The organism is Streptomyces vulcanius (assembly GCF_042653945.1).
Taxonomy (GTDB): domain Bacteria; phylum Actinomycetota; class Actinomycetes; order Streptomycetales; family Streptomycetaceae; genus Streptomyces; species Streptomyces mangrovi.
The window spans coordinates 1-18936 of the sequence record NZ_JBHSFK010000060.1; the positions used below are offsets into that span (position 1 = coordinate 1).

Consider the following 18936-nt stretch of genomic DNA (forward strand, 5'->3'; position numbering starts at 1 on the left):
CGACCTCACCACTCCCCCGCGCAGCGCGACGCCCGCGCGTCCGGCCGACCTCATGGCACTCCTCACGGCCTCCGTGACCGACACCCACGCCCCTCCCGGCGATGCCCCCGCCGAGCGGCCGGCAGCTCCCCGGCGCGGTCGGGAGCCAGGCCGTCGCTGATGATGGAGGCCACCAGCGACGGCCGCGACCGGTCAGGCGACGGGGGTGTAGCGCCGCGAGGCGGTCGACCTGGCGGTCGCCGTAGGCCGACCTTCCCGGCCGCGGTCCACGACCTCACCAGGCAGTGCGAGGCGGACACCCGCGGCGTGCTTGCGGCCTCGTGTGAACAGGCCTTCGGTCCGCACGCCGCCCCGGCACCTGGTCGCGTTCACCGCGCCGCAAGTAGCCCAGCGGATCAGGGACGAACGCCGCGGCCCCGAAGCGGGGCGGCCGTGCTGTAGGTAGGCGTGGCGCTGGTCGTGGCGGAGTCATTCCTTCAAGTGTGGCGAGGCGGCTCCAGCCTCCACGTACAGGGCTCGGAGGTCGTCGGCGAGGCCGGCGTGGTCATGCGGGTCGATGTCCAGGGCGTGGCCCATGGGGCCGAACAGGTCGTGCACGAGCTGCCTTGACGATCTTCGTGACGGTCTCGGCACTACCAAGTGAGGTTTTCTCAGAGAAATGATCTTGCGAACTAGCCTGTCGCGGTGGACGGAATCACACCCCTGACGGGATGGCGAACGGGTCATACCCCTCGGGCATGAAACAGCCGTAGTCCTGCAGTGGTTGCGGATCGTTCAGCACGATGCGCTTCCATTCGCCCGCAGGTGAGAGTCCGTCTGGGCGGTCCAGAACTCGTTGGCCCGGGAGTCCGGCGGACGCTGGTGCGTCGGCTGCGAGTCGACCGAAGCGGTCCAGCAGAGCCCACACAGCGTCGTAGACATCACGGATTTCCTCGGCTGCCCTCTCCTCGGTGATTTCAGGGGAGGCTTCGCGGTACGCCGCGCGGGCCGAAGCGACAAAGCGCTCCGGATCGACGATCACCACGTCCTGGCGCATCCGAACGCTGATCGTCATACCCGGCGTCGGGGCTGGCATCTCATCCACCGGCCCACGGTACTGCGTCGGAAGCACGACCAACCGCGGATTCTCCCTTGTGCACGGCCAGCAGGGCACGCCCCGGCTGTGAGATCCACTGGCATTCGGTTCAAACGCAGACACCGAGCCATCTTGACCGGTACGGATCGGACGGGACCTGGCGGCGGACGGGCGTGAATCCCCTGGCAGGACAAGTCCGCCAAGATCATGTCCGTAGCAACCGGAGGCTGCTCGTTGATCACCTATGTCGCCACGCTCGACGTCCCGCGCCACGTGGCGGAGTTCCTCGCTCGCCTGCTGGAAACCCACCGGCGCCAGATCGGAACTCCCAGACGCTCCCGGGCGCTGGGATCGTTTCGGCAGGCCGTGCTGGTGCTGCGCTGGTTCCGCGACCGCGGCTGTGTGAACTGCTTGGACCGCGACGCCGGTGTCTCCCAGGCCACCGGCTACCGCTACCTGCACGAAGGCATCGACGTCCTCGCCGACCAGGCACCTGACCTGCACGAAGTCCTGATCCAGTGTCAGCTCGAGGGCATGGCACATGTGATCCTTGACGGCACGCTCGTCAAGTCGGACCGCCTCGCGGGCGTCCGCGAGAACGGAAACGACCTGTGGCTCAGCCAGAAGCACAAGGCGTTCGGCGGCAACAACCAGTTCCTGTCGGCCCCCGATGGCACGCCGCTTTGGGTCTCCGGCGTCGAACCGGGCTCCACCCCGGACATCACCGCCGCCCGCATCCATGCCCTGCCCGCGCTCTACCAAGCCGCCGCCCGAGGCCTGCCGACACTCACGGACAAGGGCTACATCGGTGCGGGCATCGGCACCATGTGCCCGTCCGCCGTCCCAAGGGCCAGTCCGAGCAAGCACTTCACACCGACACCCGGACCACGAACACCCTGATCAGAGACCTGCGCGCCCTCGGCGAGCACGCTGCCGCCGAGCTCAAGGAACGCTGGCGCGCACTCAAGCACGTCACGCTCAGCCCGACCCGCATCGGCGACATCGCCCGCGCCGCCCTCGTCCTCAACGGGCAATGGAAGTGATCTTCATTGCGAAAACCTCACTGACTGGACCCGGCGAATCACTGAACTGCGGTTTCACTGTTCGATGCCGCGTTCGATGCCAAGATCGTGAGATTGTGCCGCCAAATCTGAGACAGATGTAGGTTCTCAATTGCGGCATGGTCTCCGTCTCACGGACGTGTCATTTCCTCGGACGTCGGCCACGGTCCTCCCCGCCCGACGCCGTGTAGATCCACTCCAAAGACGTTCTCAGCCCAGCACGAGCCACCGGATGGCCAGGCGGTCGACGTCAAGCGCTTCTTCCTTTGTGATCGGCTCACGCCCGGTCGCCTTGCGCAGGAAGCGAAGCTGCCCCCAGCCCAGCTTCTCCAGCGCCACCAGGCCATCCGGGTCGAGGAGGAGATCCTGCACCAGATCTGCGGCCTGGGAAGTCAGCCACGGCTCGCGTCCCAAGGCGTCGGCCAGGTCCAGGCCGTGCAGGGCGACCTCAACCACCCGCGTCAGCAGGAACTCCGACAGGAGCATCGGATCGCCATGCCTGGTGCAAACCGCACGCCCTTCCGGCTCAGCCCGGCATAGTCGGTCCACACGCTGCCAAGTGGCTTTGAAATCCTCGACGAGTGCGGTGCCACTCAGTTGCTCGGCAGCATGAGCCTGGGCCAGAGCGATCCGAGCCGCGTTGGTTTCCGGAGCGAAACGGTCGTCGGGCCGGTAGTACTCCGCTGCCGAGACCTCGGCACGAGTCGGTGCCGGTGCGGTCAGCATGTCGGGAAGCCAGGCAATCACCATCCGAACGTGCGCCAGCAAGTCGCTCACTTTCCACGGTTCACACCGTGTTGGCAGACGCCACTCGGCCTCCGAGACCTCGGTCATCGCCTGCGCGAGTTGCCCGGCCTCAAGGCGAAACGCTTCAACTACCCGGTCCCGGTTCATGCCGAATCCAGTTCTTTGGGCCCGTAGTGGGCGGCATCCGCTCCTGTCATCATGGCCCAGTAACGGTCTCCGTATGACCAGTGCCACCACTCTGTGGGGTAGTTGACCAGGCCAGCAGCGGTAAGCGCCGTGCCCAGGATGTCTCGATTGGAGCGGGCCTGGTCGCTGATGTTGTCGGCCTGCGTGTAACAGGCGCCCGCGCTCTCCTCAGGAGTCGCGTTCATGCGGGTGCCCATGTCGAGTTCACGGCCGTCTGTGTCTGCGAGCGTCAAGTCAACGGCGGCGCCGGCGCTGTGGGGTGCGATCTCAGGCGGAGATACGTAGCGGCTGGCTGCCGAGCGGACCTGCTCAACGGACCAGTCCGGGTGATCGGCCCGCAGTTGATCTCCGTATTCGTCGAAGTAGTGACGTTGCAGGGACGGCGGGCGATACCCCTCGACGAACAGCAACCGTATTCCTTGAGGCAGTTGCGCCTGGGCCTTGAGGAGTCGGTCGAGCACTCCTTGCCGCAGGTGGGCGAAGGCGCCTGCGGGGTCCCGCCACTTTCGTTCGTCGACCAGCACAGAGTTGTCCCGTCGTACATCGACGAGCCGTTCACCACACTCCTGAACAGGCACGGCGGCAACCCTCGCGTCGGACATCAACACGATCTCAGTCATGACGCGATCATCTCGTGACCTTGTGCCTCCATAGCTCTCTTCCCGTCACTCTCCGAGGAAGGACTCTCGGCCTGCGACTTCGGGACCTCCCCCTGAGTGGTGGACACGCCGATACTGGATCTGCTTGATCCGGAGGAAGCGAGAAGACCGCCGATGGCTATGAAGGACTACTCGGACGAGTTCAAGGCCGATGCCGTGGCCCTGTACGAGTCCACGCCCGGGGCGACGTACAAGAGCATCGCCGCTGACCTGGGCGTCAACCGGGCGACCCTGCGGGAGTGAGTGCTGCTACGCCGCCGCACGCAACGAAGCCGACCACCACGCCATCGCCTGCGAACGCACCATCGAGGCGATGGTCAGGCAGCAGCCCATCCGGGGGCGTCCAGCCAGGCCGGAATGTCGTCGGGGAAGGCCGCGTCGAACGCGGCGCGGCGCCCGCGGCGGCGCCCTGGGGACCGAAAGAGGCTGGTGCCCCCCTTGACGGCAACCGACGAAAAACCGAGCCGCTTCCCTCACAATACGCGAACGATCATTACGCTACGTATCTCTGCCATGGCGAACCCTGGGGCCCCTGTGACACAGATCCGGATTGCCACGTTCAACCTGGAGAACTTCGACGAGACCGCGCCGACCGCGCATCCGTCACGGGCTGAACGCATCACGCTGATGAAACCGCAGATCAGTCGACTGCGCGCTGATATCGCCTGCTTCCAGGAAGTCCACGGCCAAGAGCGCCCCGGCCAGCCTCGTGCGCTGCTGACGCTGAAAGAGCTGCTCGCGGGGACCAACCTGGACGGCGCTGCCCTGATCAGCACCAAACCCGCAAACGACGCGGTCTTCGACGTGCGCAATCTGGTCGTGGCCACCCACCTGCCGGTCATCAAGCCCCAACAGATGAAGAACGAGCTGGTCGCCGCCCCCGCAACCAGCGGCTCACCGCCGCACCCCCCGACGCGGAGCCCGTCCCGATCGGTATCGAGCGGCCCATCCTGCACGCGCAGATCGACATCGACCACGCCGAGCCCGGCCGCCTGCTGCACGTCATCACCGTGCACCTGAAGTCCAAGATCCCCAGCACGATCCCCGGCCAGGTGATCGACCCCAAGAAGGGCATCTGGCGCACCGCGGATGCCTGGGCCGAAGGCAGCTTCCTGTCGTCCATGAAGCCCATGAGCCAGGCCCTGGAAGCCAGACGACTCATCGACCAGATCCTCGACGACGATCCGGACGCGCGCATCATCGTCGCCGGCGACTTCAACGCCGAGCCCGACGAAGTCCCGGTCCTGGCGATCTGCGGAAATATCGAGGACACCAACAACGGCAACCTCGCCACCCGGGTTCTGGTCCCCATCGAACACACCATCCCCAACGAGGCCCGCTACACCCTCTTCCACACGGCCGCGGCCAGACGCTCGACCACATGCTCGTCACACGCAACCTCCTGGCCCACTACCGCGGCTCAGAGATCCACAACGAAGTCCTCCACGACGACTCCCTCGCCTTCGCCACGGACGACAAGTACCCCGAGTCCGACTACGCCCCCGTCGTCGCCACCTTCGACTTCGACTGACCCCACCGGCCGTCAAGCCACCAGCCCGGACCGCGCCGGCCGGACAAGTCGTGCCGACCCGCAGGCACCTCACCCCCGGCCGACAGACGAGCGGCACGGGGGTAGGCCGGCGGTCCGCCATGTCGTGTCGCCGGCCGTGGTCGACACGGAATGTGCACGGGGTGCGACAGCACCGAGCCTTCCTCGCGGGCCCGAGGGTTTGGCAGTGGCTTTTGGTGTAGTGGCTCTGTGTACGGGATGGAGTTGGGGCGGTGGCGTTCGCGGGGTCGGCCGGTGGGGGTGAGTCCATGTCCTCTCCCCAGGCGGCGCCGGAGTCCGAGCGACGGTCCTGGGCGCCGCTGCTGGCGGTGTGCGCGGGATATTTCATGGTGATCCTGGATGTGACGGTCATCAACGTCGCCGTGCCGGTGATCGGCCGGGAACTGTCGGCATCGCTCACCGGCGTCCAGTGGATCACCGACGGATACACCCTGGTCTTCGCCGGGTTCCTGTTGACCGGTGGCGCGCTGGGCGACCGGCTGGGCAACCGGCGGGTCTTCTGCTCGGGCGTAGCGGTGTTCACTGCGTCTTCGGCCGCGTGCGCGCTCGCGCCGAGCGCCCCTTTCCTGGTTGTGGCCCGGCTGGTGGAGGGGCTCGGGGCGGCGCTGATCGTGCCTGGTTCCCTGGCCCTGCTCCAGCAGGCCTATCCGGCGACGGCCGCACGTGCGCGGGCCTTCGGGCTGTGGGGTTCGATGGCGGGCATCGCGGCCTCTGCCGGGCCGCTGCTGGGCGGGCTGCTCGTCTCCACGGTGGGTTGGCGCTGGGTGTTTCTCATCAACCTGCCTGTCGGTGTGGCCTGCCTGGTGCTGACGCTGCGGCATGTGGCACGCTCGCCCCGGCGGGCCACCCGTGCCCTGGACTGGCCGGCACAGTGCGCGGTCGTCGCGGCGGTGGCGCTGCTGACCGCGGCGCTCAACGAGGCCGGGCGGCGGGGCTGGTCCGATGGGGCTGTTCTCGCCGGGATGGGTCTGGCCGTGCTGGCCGGCGCGGCGTTCGTGGTGCGCGAGCGGCTGGCCCGCTCTCCCGTCCTTCCGCTGAACCTGCTGCGTTCTCGTGCGATGAGGGGCGGATCCGTCATCGGCCTGCTGTTCAACTTCGGCTTCTACGGCATGGTGTTCACCGCCAGCCTGGAATTCCAGCACCAGCGCGGCTACAGCGCCCTCGGCACCGGGCTGGCGCTGTTCCCGGCGGTGGCGATGACCATGTTCGCCTCCGTCTTGTCCGGACGGCTGAGCCGACGCACCGGCGACCGTCTCCTGGTGACCTCCGGCATGCTCCTGGCCGCCGTGGGACTGGCCGGCTGGGCCGCGGCGGGAGCCGACCCCGCCTACGCGCTGCTGGTGGCCCCGATGATGGCGGCGGGATTCGGTACCTCCTTCGCCCTCACCGGCTCGACCGCCACCGTGATGGGTGCCGCGCCCCCGGAGTACTCGGGAGCCGCCTCCGCCCTGTTCAACACCGCCCGCCAGATCGGCAGCGCCACCGGCGTCGCGCTCGGCGGCAGCCTGCTCGCCACGGCCACCGACTACAGCACCGGCCTGCGCACGAGCATGGCCATCGGCGCGCTCGCCTACCTGAGTGCCGCAGGCCTCGCGTGGCGGTGCGTGCCGGCGAAACCGAGCGGGTGAACCCGGAGCCGAGCTGCGGCCCCGGGCGCCGCCCCTCACCGGCTGGTGCGGGCCAGTCGCACCCGAGCCAGACAGCGCCGGCAGAGGCGGCGGCAAGAGCCAGGCCCGTGACGCGCATGGCGCCCACCGCGCCATCGACCGGCAGACGAGCTGATGTGGCCGCGTTTCATCGAACGGGTGGCTTCGTACGAGTCCATTGGCCCCACCTGAGCGAGGATCGCGTTGGGTGTCGTCCGCCGGTTCAACCGCCTGCGGTCGTAATCAGGGCGCTGTCGTTCTGGGCTCGCTGATACACATGTGCGATGGCAGGCGACGATTCCGGTGCGTTTCAAGCAGGGCAGTCGGGGCTCATCGTGAGGGTCCCCGAGGCAGAACCTGTTGTTCGAGCGTGGCGTGACCGGCTGGACCCCTCAGCCCGTGCGGGTGTTCCGGCCCATGTCACCGTCCTCTTCCCGTTTCTCGACGAGAGCCGCATCGAGGACGGTGCTTGTGCTGCCATCGGAGAAGTGATCGGGCGTCACCGGCCCTTCGAGGTCCGGTTCGAGCGCTGCGGGCGATTCCCGGGGATCTTGTATCTCGTCCCCGAACCGGACCTCCCGTTCCGTCGGCTCACCGAGGCGATCGCGGACCGGTGGCCGCAGACCCCGCCGTTCGGCGGGCAGTTCGACGAGATCGTCCCGCATCTGACCATTGCCCAGGGGCAAGACGATGCCGTGCTGGAGGAGGCCGAAGCCGACCTTCGCGGTCGGCTTCCCGTCACTGGCCGTGTGTCGTCGGTCGATCTGATAATCCACGACGGAACCAGGTGGCAGCAGCGGGCGTCGTTCGCGCTCCGGTGATTCCTCTGTTGGTCATCTGCTGGACCTCTTTCCGGAAGCTCTCGGGATCGGCACCCCGCCGAACGCCCGGAACGTGGCGTCCAGACACGCCGCCACGGTCGGCAGCGTCTTGTCCATGACCGGGATCACCACCCGGAAGCGGGACCAGGCCAGCCACGCGCACCGCAACGAGGTACGACGTGAGCCGATGCGCGGCCCCTCGCCCCAGTCCCATTGCGCCCAGAGCCCGGGCTCGGCCACCCACGGGCGGTGGACGCGGCGGTGGCCCAGGCGCCAGGATTTCTCGACGGCAGCCACCGCCCGCCGGGCGGCTCGTGGTACGCGTCGCAGCTGTTCGTGACACCCCTGTTGCCGGAACTGTGGGCTCCGTCACGGCCGTTGCGATTTCCTGCTGATGGACTCGGCAGATGGCACTCGTCCTCGTGCTCGTCCTCCCGGCCGGGCTGATCTCTTTCTGCGCCCTCGTCGGCTATGGCCTCGGCACCCTCGGCCGGGTGGGACTCCGTCGTGCCGACCGTCAGAGGTGGCTCCGAAGCAGCGCCGCTCTCCTGGGGGCCGTCGCGGCGGCCTTCTATGCGTGGGGCCTACTCCACGTCGCCGGATCGGTCCTGGACGCGGAAGACGGTGGCACTGACTCGTCCCCGCTTCGGCCCTGTCGGACCCCCGGGCAGTGGGAGCGAGCCTTGAGCGTCGTCGACTACACCGTGGACTACCTGCCCCTCCGGTTCGTCTGTGAGACGAAGGACGGCGGGACCTATGCCGCCGAGTCCGTTCCGGGTTACGTCAACCCGGCCGTGTTGGGCTTTGCTCTGGCCACCGCGGTATCTCTCGGAGCTGCAGCCTTCGAATCAGAGCGTCCCGGCGGAAGCGGGCCGGCCGTGTGAGCCGGGGTGCCCGGCCGAACCCCCGCGACATCCACCGTCAGGGCCAGGCAGCCAGCCCGTGGGACAATGCGACGCTCAGCAGACCAAGTGACGCGCTCACAGGCCAACTGAGGCGCTCCGACCACACACAACTCCGAGCGGCCGCGGGTCCGTGCCGGGCCGTCCTGGCCCTGGGGAAGCCCGGCACGCCCGGGCGGTCAGCCGTGGTAGTTGATGTAGCCGTTGCCGTCCGCGTCGTTGGCACGCTTGGTGTAGGAGCGCACGTCGGCCCGTGACCCGTTGGGCTTGATGAAGTAGATGGTGTCCTTGTCGTTGTTCCAGATGAAGTTGCAGTTCTGGCGGTAGACGACGTTGCCGGAGTCGGAGTCGGTGCCGCGGCCGCCGCGCAGCTTCACGTAGTCGCCGGGCTCGAGCTTGTGGCTGGCGGTGAAGGTGAACTTGTTGCCCGCGGCGTCCTTGACTACGTAGCCCTTGAGGTTCACCGTCGCCGTGCGCGAGTAGTTCTTGATCGTCAGGTACTCGTTCTTGGTGTTGCCGCCCGAGCACCGGTTGGAGTCGCTGCCCGGGGCGTCGTACTGCACCCCTTTGATCTTCAGCGCGGACGAGTACTCGGTGGCCTGGGCCGGACCGGCAGCCAACACCGCGAGCACGCCGGCTGCAGCGGCCGCAGACAGGGCGTGTGGCATACGTATGGACATGAAGAATTCCCCCCTCAATGGTGCGATTGGAGCGCCTGGAGCATACCGAAAGTGAACACCGCGTGCTCCTGATGTGCCCATAGCGTGAAGGCCCGTGCGGGCCGGACTGTTCGGCAGGCCGTCCGGCGAGTGCGAGGCTCCGACGCAGCGGGCGAGCCGTTCACCCGCAAGGCGTAGAAGCGGAACCGGGCCCTGGCCACAGGAGCAAGAGCTCGGCAGAGGTTCCGTCCCTCTTGGCTCCCAGGGTTACGAGCGGGGTCCGGCAGTTCGTCCCGGGACGATGTGGGGCGGAGGGTGGGCAGGGCTCGACGGGCTTGCTGCGGAGCTGGTCCTGGGAAGCGATATGCGCCCAAAGGTTATGGAACAAGCTGAACCCCATCACTGGGCGCAGATCATGTTGATGGGCCGTGGGCAGCTGCTTCTGACCTGCAGGCTGTCGGGCTGTTCCTAAGCGAGCCCCCGGCCTCCAGGCAACTCAGTAAGTTCTCCAGCCGAGCTTCCACGATCGTGAACTACGGCTCTGCGTCGGGTAGTTACGGTGGTACGTCTTCCGCGCTTGTTCGGCTGCCGCAGCAAGGAGCCTTCGCTTATGTTCACCCGAGGTTAGTGGGCATGTACACAACAAGAAGGGGGTTTGATGAGTACTGAGGGCGTGGATCAGGTGTTCCAGTCGCTGAGGGCTGGTGATCCGGCGGCCATCGCGGGGTACCGGATCAGTGCTCGGCTGGGCGAGGGCGGCATGGGCACGGTGTACCTGTCCTACACGCCAGGCGGGCGGCCGGTGGCCATCAAGGTGATTCGTCCGGATCTGGTCGGCGACCCGGAGTTCCGCCGCCGCTTCGGGCAGGAGGTGCGGGCCGCGCAGCTCGTGCAGGGCCTGTACACCGCACCGGTCATCGACAGCGACACGGGGGGGGGGAGCGCCCGTGGCTCGCCACGGCCTATGTGGCGGGTCCCCCCTCCAGGCCGCCGTGACCCGGCACGGGCCACTGCCGGTTCCCACCGTGATGCTGGCCGTCGCCGAGGCGCTGCAGGCCATCGACGGCGCGGGCATTGTCCACCGCGACCTCAAGCCGTCCAATGTGCTGCTGGCGGCCGACGGGCCGCGTGTCATCGACTTCGGCATTGCCCGGGCCGCAGACGCCACCTCACTGACCCGCAGCGGCGTCATCGTCGGCACTCCCGCCTTCATGACCCCGAGCAGGCGTCCGGTGCGGCCTGCACGCCTGCCACGGACATCTTCGCCCTCGGTCAGGTCGCCCTCTACGCCGCCACCGGCACCCCGGCCTTCGGCGAGGGCGCCTCGCACGCAAGTACCGGCGCCTGCTGTGGCGGCGCGGCATCCGCCCGGTCATCGCCGAACGTGGCCAGCCCCACGGCTCCGGCCTGGGCATCTTCCGGTACGTCGTGGAAAGAACGATCGCCTGGTTGCACGGCTTTCGCCGCCTGCGCATCCGATGGGAGCGACGCGACGACATCCACGAGGCCTTCCTCGGACTCACCACCTGCCTCATCACGTACCGGCATGTGCGACGCCTTTGTTAGGACCTCTTTAGCCGAAGGACGTCGCCGGTGATGCCGAACTGCTTGGCCTGGTGGTGAAAGGTGTGGGCGAATTCGGCGTCACGCGGCAGTGCCTCGGACGGAATGCAGCCGACGTCCAGGCACACGTCTCCCCCGTACTGCTTCTCGATCACGGCGACGGTCTTGTCACGTTGGGGCGGCGCGGATCGCGGCGACGTACCCGCCGGGGCTGGCGCTGAGGACGACGACGTAGTGCGTGCTCTTGAAGTGCTCCCTTTTCAGGGTGTTCGATGGCGCGCTCGTGGAGCGAGTGATCATGCGGTGCGGTGTTGGGGCGCCAGGGTGGCGCGGATCTGGTTGCGGACGTCGGCGAGGACCGCTTCGTCGCTGCGGTGCAGGTACACGGTGGCGGTGGTGCTGATGTGGATGACCGCGGTGATCACCCGCGCCAGCGTTGCCGCGTCGGCGGCGTCGATGTAGTCGTCGCGGGTGAGCAGGCCGGTGATGCCTTCCTCGAGGCCGGCGGCAAGGGCGAGGCCCGCACGCCGGTAGGGCTCGGTCGGGTCGCCGAAGACGAGTTCGTGCAGGTACGTGCGGCCGTTCTCGGTCTGCTCCCTCACGCACGCCACCACAGGACCGATGAGAGCGACAACTCTCTCGAGCACACCACCCTGCCCGACGGCGGCGTTCGCGGCGGCGAGGCCGTCGTCGATGGCGGCGGCGAACTTCTCGTTCTGCACCATGATCAGCAACTCCGCCTTCGTGGACGCGTACCGGTACAGGGTGCCGATCGCTACGTCGGCCCGGTCGGCGATCTGCCGCGTCGTGACCCCGCTGACTCCGTGTTCGGCGAACTGCTCACGGGCTGCGGTCATGATGCGCTCGCGCTTGTCCTCCTTGGCCCGCTCCCGGCGCCCGACCGGCGTATGACCGCCTCCCATGAACGACCCCCTCCCTTGCGAAAAATTCTGAGTTCACTCATAATTGAGCCTACTCGGATTTGCCGGGTGAGGCGAGACCCCCAACGGTCCGTTGAACTGGCTGATCTCCCTACAAACCTGGGATAACCAGGATGAAGACAAGGAGCGACGCCCCATGAGAGCGTTCGTCGTCGCCAAGTACAAGGCGCCGCTGCAGGTGGCGGACGTTCCCGAGCCCATCGTCGGGGAGCACGACGTACTGGTGCAGGTGGAGGCCGCCGGGCTCAACCCGCTGGACGAGAAGATCCGCACCGGTGAGTTCAAGCAGATCCTGCCCTACAAGCTGCCGCTGATCCTCGGCAACGACGTCGCGGGCACCGTCATCCGCGTCGGGAAGGCAGTTCGCGGCTTCAAGCCCGGAGACGAGGTCTACGCCCGGCCCGACGCCGGCCGCATAGGCACGTTCGCCGAGCGCATCGCCGTCGCGGAGGGCTACCTGGCGCACAAGCCCGCGTCGATCAGCATGCAGGAGGCGGGCTCGCTGCCGCTGGTGGCGCTCACGGCATGGCAGGCGCTGGTGGAGCGCGGAAGGGTGCGTCCCGGGCAGAAGGTTCTCATCCACGCCGGCGCCGGCGGGGTCGGCTCGATCGCGATCCAGCTCGCCAAGCACCTCGGCGCGAGCGTCGCCACGACCGCCAGCGGTTCGAACGCGGACTTCGTGCGCGAGCTGGGTGCGGACACGGTGATCGACTACCGCACCCAGGACTTCGAACACCTCCTGGCCGGCTACGACCTGGTGCTGGACGGCCTCAGCGGGGAGAACCTCGAGAAGTCACTGCGGGTGCTCAAGCCCGGCGGCAAGGCCATTGGGATCGCCGGTCCCCCGGACCCCGCGTTCGCCCTCGAGGCCGGCCTGAATCCACTGCTGCGGCTGGCGATCGCAGGTCTCAGCAGCAAGATCCGCAAGCAGGCGAAGAAGCTTGGCGTGACGTATGAGTTCCTGTTCATGCGCGCCAGTGGCGACCAGCTTCGCCAGATCACCGCCCTCGTCGACGAGGGCGCGTTGCGCCCGGTCGTGGGGAAGGTGTTCGGCTTCGACCAGACCCCGCAGGCGCTGCAGTCCCTGTCCCAGGGCGGCATCCGCGGCAAGGCCGTCATCACCGGCAACAACTGACCCGCCGCGACAGCGACGGGCGACACGAACCACACAAGGAGAAACCATCATGAGCGACAACGGCACCCCGAACGAACCCGTCATCACCTCGTACGCGCAAGCCCCGGCCCGCACCATCAGCGCCGGTGGCACCACCTACGCCTACCGGGAGCTGGGTCCGAAGGGCGGCATCCCCGTCGTCTTCTTCGTCCACCTCGCCGCGACCCTGGACAACTGGGACCCGCGCATCATCGACCCCATAGCGAAGGGCCGTCACGTCATCACCTTCGACAACCGCGGTGTCGGGGCGTCCACGGGCCAGGTACCGGACAGCGTCGAGGCGATGGCCGACGACGCCTACACCTTCATCACGGCGCTCGGGTACGACAAGATCGACGTCTTCTCCTTCTCTCTCGGCGGCATGGTCGCCCAGGCCCTCGTGGTGAAGCACCCGGCGCTCGTCCGCAAGCTCGTCCTCACCGGCACCGGGCCGAAGGGCGGCAAGGACATGGACAAGGTCGCCGGCACCACGTACTGGGACATGCTGCGCGCCGCCCTGACCCGGTCCGACCCCAAGGAGTTCCTGTTCTTCAACCGCAACGCCGCCGGCAAGCCCGCCGCCCGCGCGTTCGTCAACCGCCTCAAGGAGCGCACCGTCGACCGCGACGCGAAAATCAAGGTCAAGGCCTTCCAGACGCAGCTGAAGGCGATCAAGAAGTGGAGCCGCGCCGCCCCCGACAACCTGTCGAAGATCACTCAGCCCACCCTGATAGCCAACGGTGACAACGACCGCATGGTGCCCTCGGTCCTCTCCGACGACCTGCACCAGCGCATCAAGGGCAGTGAGCTGGTCATCTACCCCGACTCCGGTCACGGCGCCATCTTCCAGTTCCACCAGAAGTTCGCCCCCGTCGCGGTCGAGTTTTTCGCCCGCTGACCACCCCGAACACCGGAATCGCACGTTCCTGACCAGAAGGAGAAGGGCAACACCATGAGCATGTCACCGCCTACCGCGCAACTGCGGGTGAAGAAGCATCTCACCTCCTCGATCCTGCTGTGGGTGCGCACCGATCAGCCCCGCCAGACGGGACTGGACTACTGGAAGGGCCCGCATTCAGGGATCATCTCCGCCACCCCGGGCCTGGAGGAGTACCGGCAGATCCACCTTGCCGAGCACAATCCGGGCCTGTGGCCGGTGACCGACGGGGTCGAGACCTCGATCCCCGACAACCGGAAGATCGACGGTGTCGCGGAAGTCACCTTCCAGTCGGCGCTCGCGCCCCTGCACGGACGCAAGCAGACGCAACTGGCCTACGCGGACGAGATCAACGTGTTCCGCCGCACCCTGCTCCACGCCGGCCCGCCGAACTCATCCCGCTGGTACGACGTCGCAGGCCCGGGAGAGACGGTCGGTGCCCGCGCCCTGGTCTACCTCCGCCGCAGAGACGGGGTCGGCGCCGGCGAGTTCCGGAAGTTCGTCAAGACGCAGCTCGTTCCCGCACTCGCCGGCACCGGAGTGCTGAAGGAACTGCGCACGCAGACGTTCCTGCCCTGGGTCGAAAAGCTCTGGGACACCCCGAACGTCGCCCACGACAACCCCCACGACCAGCACTTCCACGCCTCCCTCGTCCTCGGGTTCAACGACACCGCGTCACGGGCCGCCTTCTTCACCAGCGACGTGATCGAGGAACTGTCCAGCCGGCTGACACCGTTCGCCTCCGCGATCCACGCGTACGACGTCACCGCCGCCCTCACCTACGTCAAGAACGGCGACATCCTCCCGCACTACGAAGAGTGAGCAGCGAAGGCGGGAAGCGAGACCGCCGGATCTGCTCACCAGCGACGACTACGACGCCGACACGACACCGCCGAACGCTGGGGCTGGATCATCCGTGCCTTCCCCGACGGACAACTCGACGCATTCGTCGGCACCGTCGTCGCCCGGCTCACGTCCTTCGACCACACCTCACTCGCCTCAGCCAAAGCCCAGATCAACCGGGCATCCCTGCGCCTGGGCGCGGACCTGGTCGCCGCCTCCGGTGAGTTCGCCCGCTTCCTCACCCTGCCCGGGTTCCTCACCCGCGCCGCCGCGCTGCTGATCGGGCTGTTGCTGGGTCGACCGCCGATATCGTCGGCGGCTCGACGAACGCGGCGGTGCACGCCTCCTCGACACCAGTCAGCCGTTCGAATGCCATGGATCGCGGGGTCCCGACGTGAAGAGATCATGTCGGGATCGAAGGACAGGCTCAGGCGTTCGTGCTGCGCAGGTCCGGGTAAAGCGCCTCGACCGGGCCGCTCAGAGCCGCCTTGACCTGTGCGGTCAACTCGTCGGCCAGGACCTCGTATTCGCCGGCCTCGACAGCGTCGTAGACCGTCGTCACGAGCTGGGCCGGCCCCATCTTGGGTCCGTCGGCGTGCGCGGCCATGGGGGTGTCGACGTAGCCCATGTGCACACCTGTCACGTGGACGCCCTTGGGCGCGAGCTCGATGCGCAATGAGTTGGTGGCCGACCACAGTGCGGCCTTGGACGCACTGTAGATGCCGCCGAAGGCGTACCAGCTGGCAACGGAGTGCACGTCGACGAGGACTGACTCCGGCTTGGCAGTGAGGATCGGTGCGAAGGCGCGGGCGAGGAAGACGGGTCCGAAGAAGTTCGTCTCCATGTTCGCCCGGATGTCCGCCTCGGTGACGTCCAGCAGGCTCGCGCTCGGCGGGTTCGCGCCCGCGTTGCTGATGAGCACGGTGACGTCCGCCGCGGCGGTGACGGCCGCGTCGATCGACGCGGGGTCGGTGACATCGAGAGTCAGGGGGACGATGCGTTCATCGTCCCAGGTGCGGGGGGAGCGGGCGGTGGCGTAGACCTTCGTGGCGCCGCGAGCCAGGGCGTCGTGGACGAAGTGGGTGCCGATACCGCCATTGGCGCCGGTGACGAGGACGACTGCTCCATTGAGGGAGGGCATTGGTGTTCCTTCTTTCCAACGGGGTGTGAAGTGCGTGGCTGTGCGCAGATGGAGCAATGGCTCCTCGCCCTGCCGTGGGAGAATGAGCGGAGCCGGATTCGAGCCCACGCGGTAGCGACTATCGTCATAACTGAGTGCAGTCAGATTCTATTCCCGGAGGATACCGTCATGCCTGTCGCCCCCCAGCCGGTCGGACGGCGCGAGCGGAACAAGCAGGACAAGCTCGACCGCATCATCGCTGCCGCCAGCGAGCTGTTCGCCGAACACGGCGTCGATGAGGTCACGACCCAGCAGATCGCCGACGAGGCTGACATAGGCACCGGGACGCTGTTCCTTTACGCCAAGACCAAGGGCGAGCTCCTCCTGCTCGTGCAGAACACCAAGTACGCCGAAGCGCTCGAGCGGGGTCGGGCGGACGCCGAGACCGTCCCAGGCGTGCTCGACGCGGTGCTGGCAATCGTCCGGCCGATCGTGGAATGCAACCGCGCCCAGATCGACAACGGACGCACCTACCTGCGAGAGATGGCCTTCGGCGACCCCGAGGAGCCCCGGCACGGCGAAGCGCTCGCCATCGTCGCGCAGGCCGAGGAGGCCATCGCCGCCGTACTGCACCGAGACGAGCGGGTCACAGAGGGCGATGCCGCGACGCTGGCACACATCGTGTCCGCCGTGATGTTCCTCAGCATGGCGGCGAGCGTGAACATCGCCTTGAGCGTTCAGGAGATCGTGGACGACATCCGGGGGCAGGTCGACGTCCTGCTGCCTCGCTGAAGCGCGGCCCGGCTCGGGTGCCACTGACGCACGTGTCACCAACCGCAAACGGCGATCCGTAAGCAGCAGCACCGCAGCCCAAGGCGTGTGCGTCGCCGGAGCAGGCCCAGAAGCCGCCAATAGCAGGGTCCACGCCGAGCTGAACCGTCCCGGTGGTGTTCCCCGTGCCCCTGCGGCGGTTTCCGTACGCTGGTGGGACGCAGCGTGTCAGCCGCAGTGTTCTTCCGCGGTCACCTCGCTGAGCACCTCTTCCAGGCGGCCGACGGCCTGGGCAACCTGCCATCGTTCAGCCCAGCAGCGGCTCCGACCAGCCTCACCCTGACGCCGGGCCCCTGAGAACCTTGGCCGGTCGGCTACCAGCGGCGTGGGCGCCGGTGAGCGGCGGGAGGTGTGCGCGGTGTGCTGGTGCGGCGCCGTTCGGCCCAGTAGGCAGCCAGGGCAGGGCCGTGCGGAGACGCCGAGCCGTGAACCATCTGGTGTCGGACGATCTTCGTCCAGGCGAATTTCAGCAGGTAGGCGCCGCTGTCGCGGTCGCAGGCAGTCTCGAGCGGAATCCGAGCTGCCGACCGGGCAACATCAGGCGCACCGGGATCTACGTGTTGGGCACCTCTGGCAAGTTCCCCGTGACTGTCAGCCGGTCATCCGGTCATCCGGTTGAGTTTGCGGACGCTCTTGTCGAAGGTCCGGGCGGGGACAATGCGGCGCAGCATCTGTTCCTCCACCACCTCGTCGAAGACGGCCCGTCGCTGCGCGTACAACGTCGGAATAGCCCTCGACCGCATGCTTGCTCGCGACGTAGACGGCCGTGAAGGGGTTGGGGACGAACCCGCCCACGGAGGAGATGTTGATGATGCGTCCGCGTCCCCGGCCGCGCATGTGCGGCAGGACGGCCTTGGTCATGCGCATGAGGCCGAAGACGTTCACCTCGAAGACGGTCTGCGCCTGGACGACGGAGATTTCCTCGGCGGCGCCGTTGGCGCCGATGCCGGCGTTGTTGACCAGGACGTCGATGCGCCCGAACCTCTCGATCACCTACCGAGTCGTCGCTGGTCACGTCGAGGCCGAAGAACGTAACACCGCCGCGAGAAGTGCTCCCCGACGGCTTCCGGCTCGTCCCCACCACGTCACATCCCGCCTCGGCAGGCGCATGCGCTGCCGCCTTGCCGATACCCAGCCGACACCCGGCGGGCACCTCTGGTCGCGATCGGAGGTGCCCCCGCACGCACTTCCAGCCCTGCACGCCTCTTTCCGTGCCCGTCCCGGGACTGTGCCGCCGCCGTCGACAAGAGGCGGGAGAGGGAACGAGCGGGAGACGGACCTCGCCGGCGGCACATGGACCGATTACCGGTTCACCATGTGCCCGCACCGCGACGGCAGGCGCGCTCAGACAGCCTTGAGCTGCCCGCCGTCGATCAGGTAGTCCGCACCCGTGACGCTGGCGGTGGTGTCGGAAAGGAGGAAGGTGATGAGGGACGCGACTTCCTTCGGCTCGACCAAGCGGCCGGTGGTGATGCCGAGAGCTCCGGGTGCCTGCTCGACGAAGGAGGCGATGTCCATACCGAAGGCCGCCGCCACCTGCCCACCGAACTTCTCCGGGCTGTCATAGATGGAGCTGCGCACCAGTCCGGGAGAGACGGTGTTGACGCGCACGCCCTGGGGGCCGAACTCCTCGGCCAGGGTCTTGCCGAGTGCGGTGAGTGCCGCCTTGGCCGTGGAGTAGGCGACGGGGCCGAGACCCGGCAGGTGCGCGACGACCGAGGACACGTTGACGATCGCCCCCTTGCGCTCGATGAGGCTGGGGAGGGCGGACCTGCTGACCCGGACGGTGCTGAGCAGGTTGATGTCGAGAATGGACGTCCACTGCTCGTCGTCGGTGTCGAGGAAACCCTTGACGGCGAGGTCGTCACCACCACCGACGTTGTTGACCAGCAGGTCGATTCCGCCCAGCTCCGTGAGGGCTGCGTCGATCAGGGTGCGCGCCCCCTCGGCGGTACCGAGGTCGGCGCTCACGGTGAGGGCGCCGGTCTCCTTGAGCTCGCTGGTGATCGTGCGGGCGGCACCGAGGACGCGGACGCCTTCTGCTGTCAGCGCCTGGACGGTGGCCAGTCCGATTCCCCGGCTGGCTCCGGTGACGACTGCGGTCTTGTTGGTGAGGTCGAGATTCATGGTCATCCTTTTCTTGAACTGTAGGTACAAAATTTGGCCATGAAGCGGCATGTCCGAATCCATACGTGCAGCAGGAGTCAGAGGTCTGCGGCAGG

Annotated in this window: 18 protein-coding genes and 6 pseudogenes; 12 read left to right on the forward strand and 12 right to left on the reverse strand. The window is 67.6% G+C overall.

Annotation, left to right across the window (positions count from 1 at the left end):
* Positions 1 to 468 precede the first annotated feature (468 nt).
* Positions 469 to 597: a hypothetical protein gene (locus ACFPIH_RS51200; protein ID WP_381188033.1), complete on the reverse strand. Its 129-nt coding sequence runs from the start codon at positions 595 to 597 to the stop codon at positions 469 to 471.
* Positions 598 to 694: 97 nt separating this feature from the next.
* On the reverse strand, positions 695 to 1084 hold the full coding sequence (locus tag ACFPIH_RS51205; RefSeq protein ID WP_189717740.1) for a hypothetical protein: 390 nt from the start codon (positions 1082 to 1084) through the stop codon (positions 695 to 697).
* Positions 1085 to 1309: 225 nt separating this feature from the next.
* On the opposite strand from ACFPIH_RS51205, the pseudogene ACFPIH_RS51210 reads away from it, so the two are divergent.
* Positions 1310 to 2118 (forward strand): annotated as a pseudogene (locus ACFPIH_RS51210) (transposase family protein).
* Positions 2119 to 2346: 228 nt separating this feature from the next.
* Here ACFPIH_RS51210 and ACFPIH_RS51215 read toward each other — a convergent pair.
* Positions 2347 to 3030 (reverse strand): maleylpyruvate isomerase family mycothiol-dependent enzyme, encoded by a 684-nt coding sequence (locus tag ACFPIH_RS51215; RefSeq protein WP_381188031.1) that lies wholly within the window; start codon positions 3028 to 3030, stop codon positions 2347 to 2349.
* Positions 3027 to 3689, reverse strand: coding sequence for a M15 family metallopeptidase (locus ACFPIH_RS51220; RefSeq protein WP_381188028.1), 663 nt, complete (start codon positions 3687 to 3689; stop codon positions 3027 to 3029). The genes ACFPIH_RS51215 and ACFPIH_RS51220 overlap by 4 nt, the downstream gene beginning before the upstream one ends.
* A gap of 153 nt (positions 3690 to 3842) precedes the next feature.
* Between ACFPIH_RS51220 and ACFPIH_RS51225 the strand changes: the two are divergent.
* The 5 genes and pseudogenes from ACFPIH_RS51225 to ACFPIH_RS51245 form a co-directional block, all read left to right on the forward strand.
* Positions 3843 to 3962: pseudogene (locus ACFPIH_RS51225) on the forward strand (transposase); the annotation flags it as partial.
* 300 nt (positions 3963 to 4262) lie between these two features.
* The gene (locus ACFPIH_RS51230) at positions 4263 to 4748 is read left to right on the forward strand and encodes a hypothetical protein (protein WP_381186788.1); all 486 of its coding nucleotides are present in this window, start codon (positions 4263 to 4265) and stop codon (positions 4746 to 4748) included.
* A 361-nt stretch (positions 4749 to 5109) separates the two neighbouring features.
* A complete protein-coding gene (locus ACFPIH_RS51235; protein WP_381186791.1) occupies positions 5110 to 5259 on the forward strand; it encodes a hypothetical protein in 150 nt (49 codons plus the stop codon).
* A gap of 287 nt (positions 5260 to 5546) precedes the next feature.
* Complete coding sequence (locus ACFPIH_RS51240; protein ID WP_381186794.1) at positions 5547 to 6926, forward strand: MFS transporter; 1380 nt, start codon at positions 5547 to 5549, stop codon at positions 6924 to 6926.
* Between the two features lie 302 nt (positions 6927 to 7228).
* Positions 7229 to 7765, forward strand: coding sequence for a 2'-5' RNA ligase family protein (locus ACFPIH_RS51245; RefSeq protein ID WP_381186796.1), 537 nt, complete (start codon positions 7229 to 7231; stop codon positions 7763 to 7765).
* A 45-nt stretch (positions 7766 to 7810) separates the two neighbouring features.
* Here ACFPIH_RS51245 and ACFPIH_RS51250 read toward each other — a convergent pair.
* A pseudogene (locus tag ACFPIH_RS51250) lies at positions 7811 to 8080 on the reverse strand (IS21 family transposase); the annotation flags it as partial.
* A gap of 92 nt (positions 8081 to 8172) precedes the next feature.
* Here ACFPIH_RS51250 and ACFPIH_RS51255 point away from each other — a divergent pair.
* Positions 8173 to 8649 carry a hypothetical protein gene (locus tag ACFPIH_RS51255; RefSeq protein WP_381186798.1) on the forward strand — a complete coding sequence of 159 codons (477 nt, stop codon included), beginning with the start codon at positions 8173 to 8175 and terminating at the stop codon, positions 8647 to 8649.
* 197 nt (positions 8650 to 8846) lie between these two features.
* Here the strand turns inward: ACFPIH_RS51255 and ACFPIH_RS51260 are convergent, their stop codons facing one another.
* Positions 8847 to 9347 (reverse strand): lamin tail domain-containing protein, encoded by a 501-nt coding sequence (locus ACFPIH_RS51260; protein WP_381186801.1) that lies wholly within the window; start codon positions 9345 to 9347, stop codon positions 8847 to 8849.
* Between the two features lie 637 nt (positions 9348 to 9984).
* On the opposite strand from ACFPIH_RS51260, the pseudogene ACFPIH_RS51265 reads away from it, so the two are divergent.
* A pseudogene (locus tag ACFPIH_RS51265) lies at positions 9985 to 10656 on the forward strand (serine/threonine-protein kinase); the annotation flags it as partial.
* Here ACFPIH_RS51265 and ACFPIH_RS51270 read toward each other — a convergent pair.
* From ACFPIH_RS51270 to ACFPIH_RS51280, 3 genes and pseudogenes are all read right to left on the reverse strand, one after another.
* Positions 10611 to 10874: a hypothetical protein gene (locus ACFPIH_RS51270; protein ID WP_381186931.1), complete on the reverse strand. Its 264-nt coding sequence runs from the start codon at positions 10872 to 10874 to the stop codon at positions 10611 to 10613. The pseudogene ACFPIH_RS51265 and the gene ACFPIH_RS51270 overlap by 46 nt on opposite strands.
* Positions 10875 to 10912: 38 nt before the next feature.
* Positions 10913 to 11189, reverse strand: a pseudogene (locus ACFPIH_RS51275) (FAD-dependent oxidoreductase); the annotation flags it as partial.
* Entirely contained in the window at positions 11186 to 11812 is a 627-nt protein-coding gene (locus ACFPIH_RS51280) for a TetR/AcrR family transcriptional regulator (protein WP_381186804.1), read from the reverse strand. The gene ACFPIH_RS51280 and the pseudogene ACFPIH_RS51275, both read right to left, overlap by 4 nt.
* A gap of 154 nt (positions 11813 to 11966) precedes the next feature.
* Between ACFPIH_RS51280 and ACFPIH_RS51285 the strand changes: the two genes are divergently transcribed.
* From ACFPIH_RS51285 to ACFPIH_RS51295, 3 genes are read left to right on the forward strand one after another with little or no spacing between them, the layout of a single operon-like run.
* The gene (locus ACFPIH_RS51285) at positions 11967 to 12965 is read left to right on the forward strand and encodes an NADP-dependent oxidoreductase (protein WP_381186806.1); all 999 of its coding nucleotides are present in this window, start codon (positions 11967 to 11969) and stop codon (positions 12963 to 12965) included.
* Between the two features lie 49 nt (positions 12966 to 13014).
* Positions 13015 to 13881, forward strand: coding sequence for an alpha/beta fold hydrolase (locus ACFPIH_RS51290; RefSeq protein WP_381186809.1), 867 nt, complete (start codon positions 13015 to 13017; stop codon positions 13879 to 13881).
* Positions 13882 to 13935: 54 nt separating this feature from the next.
* On the forward strand, positions 13936 to 14742 hold the full coding sequence (locus ACFPIH_RS51295) for a strictosidine synthase (protein WP_381186811.1): 807 nt from the start codon (positions 13936 to 13938) through the stop codon (positions 14740 to 14742).
* 448 nt (positions 14743 to 15190) lie between these two features.
* Here the strand turns inward: ACFPIH_RS51295 and ACFPIH_RS51300 are convergent, their stop codons facing one another.
* Positions 15191 to 15904: an SDR family oxidoreductase gene (locus ACFPIH_RS51300; protein WP_381186814.1), complete on the reverse strand. Its 714-nt coding sequence runs from the start codon at positions 15902 to 15904 to the stop codon at positions 15191 to 15193.
* Positions 15905 to 16072: 168 nt separating this feature from the next.
* On the opposite strand from ACFPIH_RS51300, the gene ACFPIH_RS51305 reads away from it, so the two are divergent.
* Positions 16073 to 16675, forward strand: coding sequence for a TetR/AcrR family transcriptional regulator (locus ACFPIH_RS51305; RefSeq protein ID WP_381186817.1), 603 nt, complete (start codon positions 16073 to 16075; stop codon positions 16673 to 16675).
* Positions 16676 to 17428: 753 nt separating this feature from the next.
* On the opposite strand, the pseudogene ACFPIH_RS51310 reads toward ACFPIH_RS51305, so the two are convergent.
* Both ACFPIH_RS51310 and ACFPIH_RS51315 read right to left on the reverse strand, forming a co-directional pair.
* A pseudogene (locus ACFPIH_RS51310) lies at positions 17429 to 17867 on the reverse strand (SDR family NAD(P)-dependent oxidoreductase); the annotation flags it as partial.
* A gap of 191 nt (positions 17868 to 18058) precedes the next feature.
* Entirely contained in the window at positions 18059 to 18841 is a 783-nt protein-coding gene (locus tag ACFPIH_RS51315; RefSeq protein ID WP_381186819.1) for an oxidoreductase, read from the reverse strand.
* Positions 18842 to 18936 lie beyond the last annotated feature (95 nt).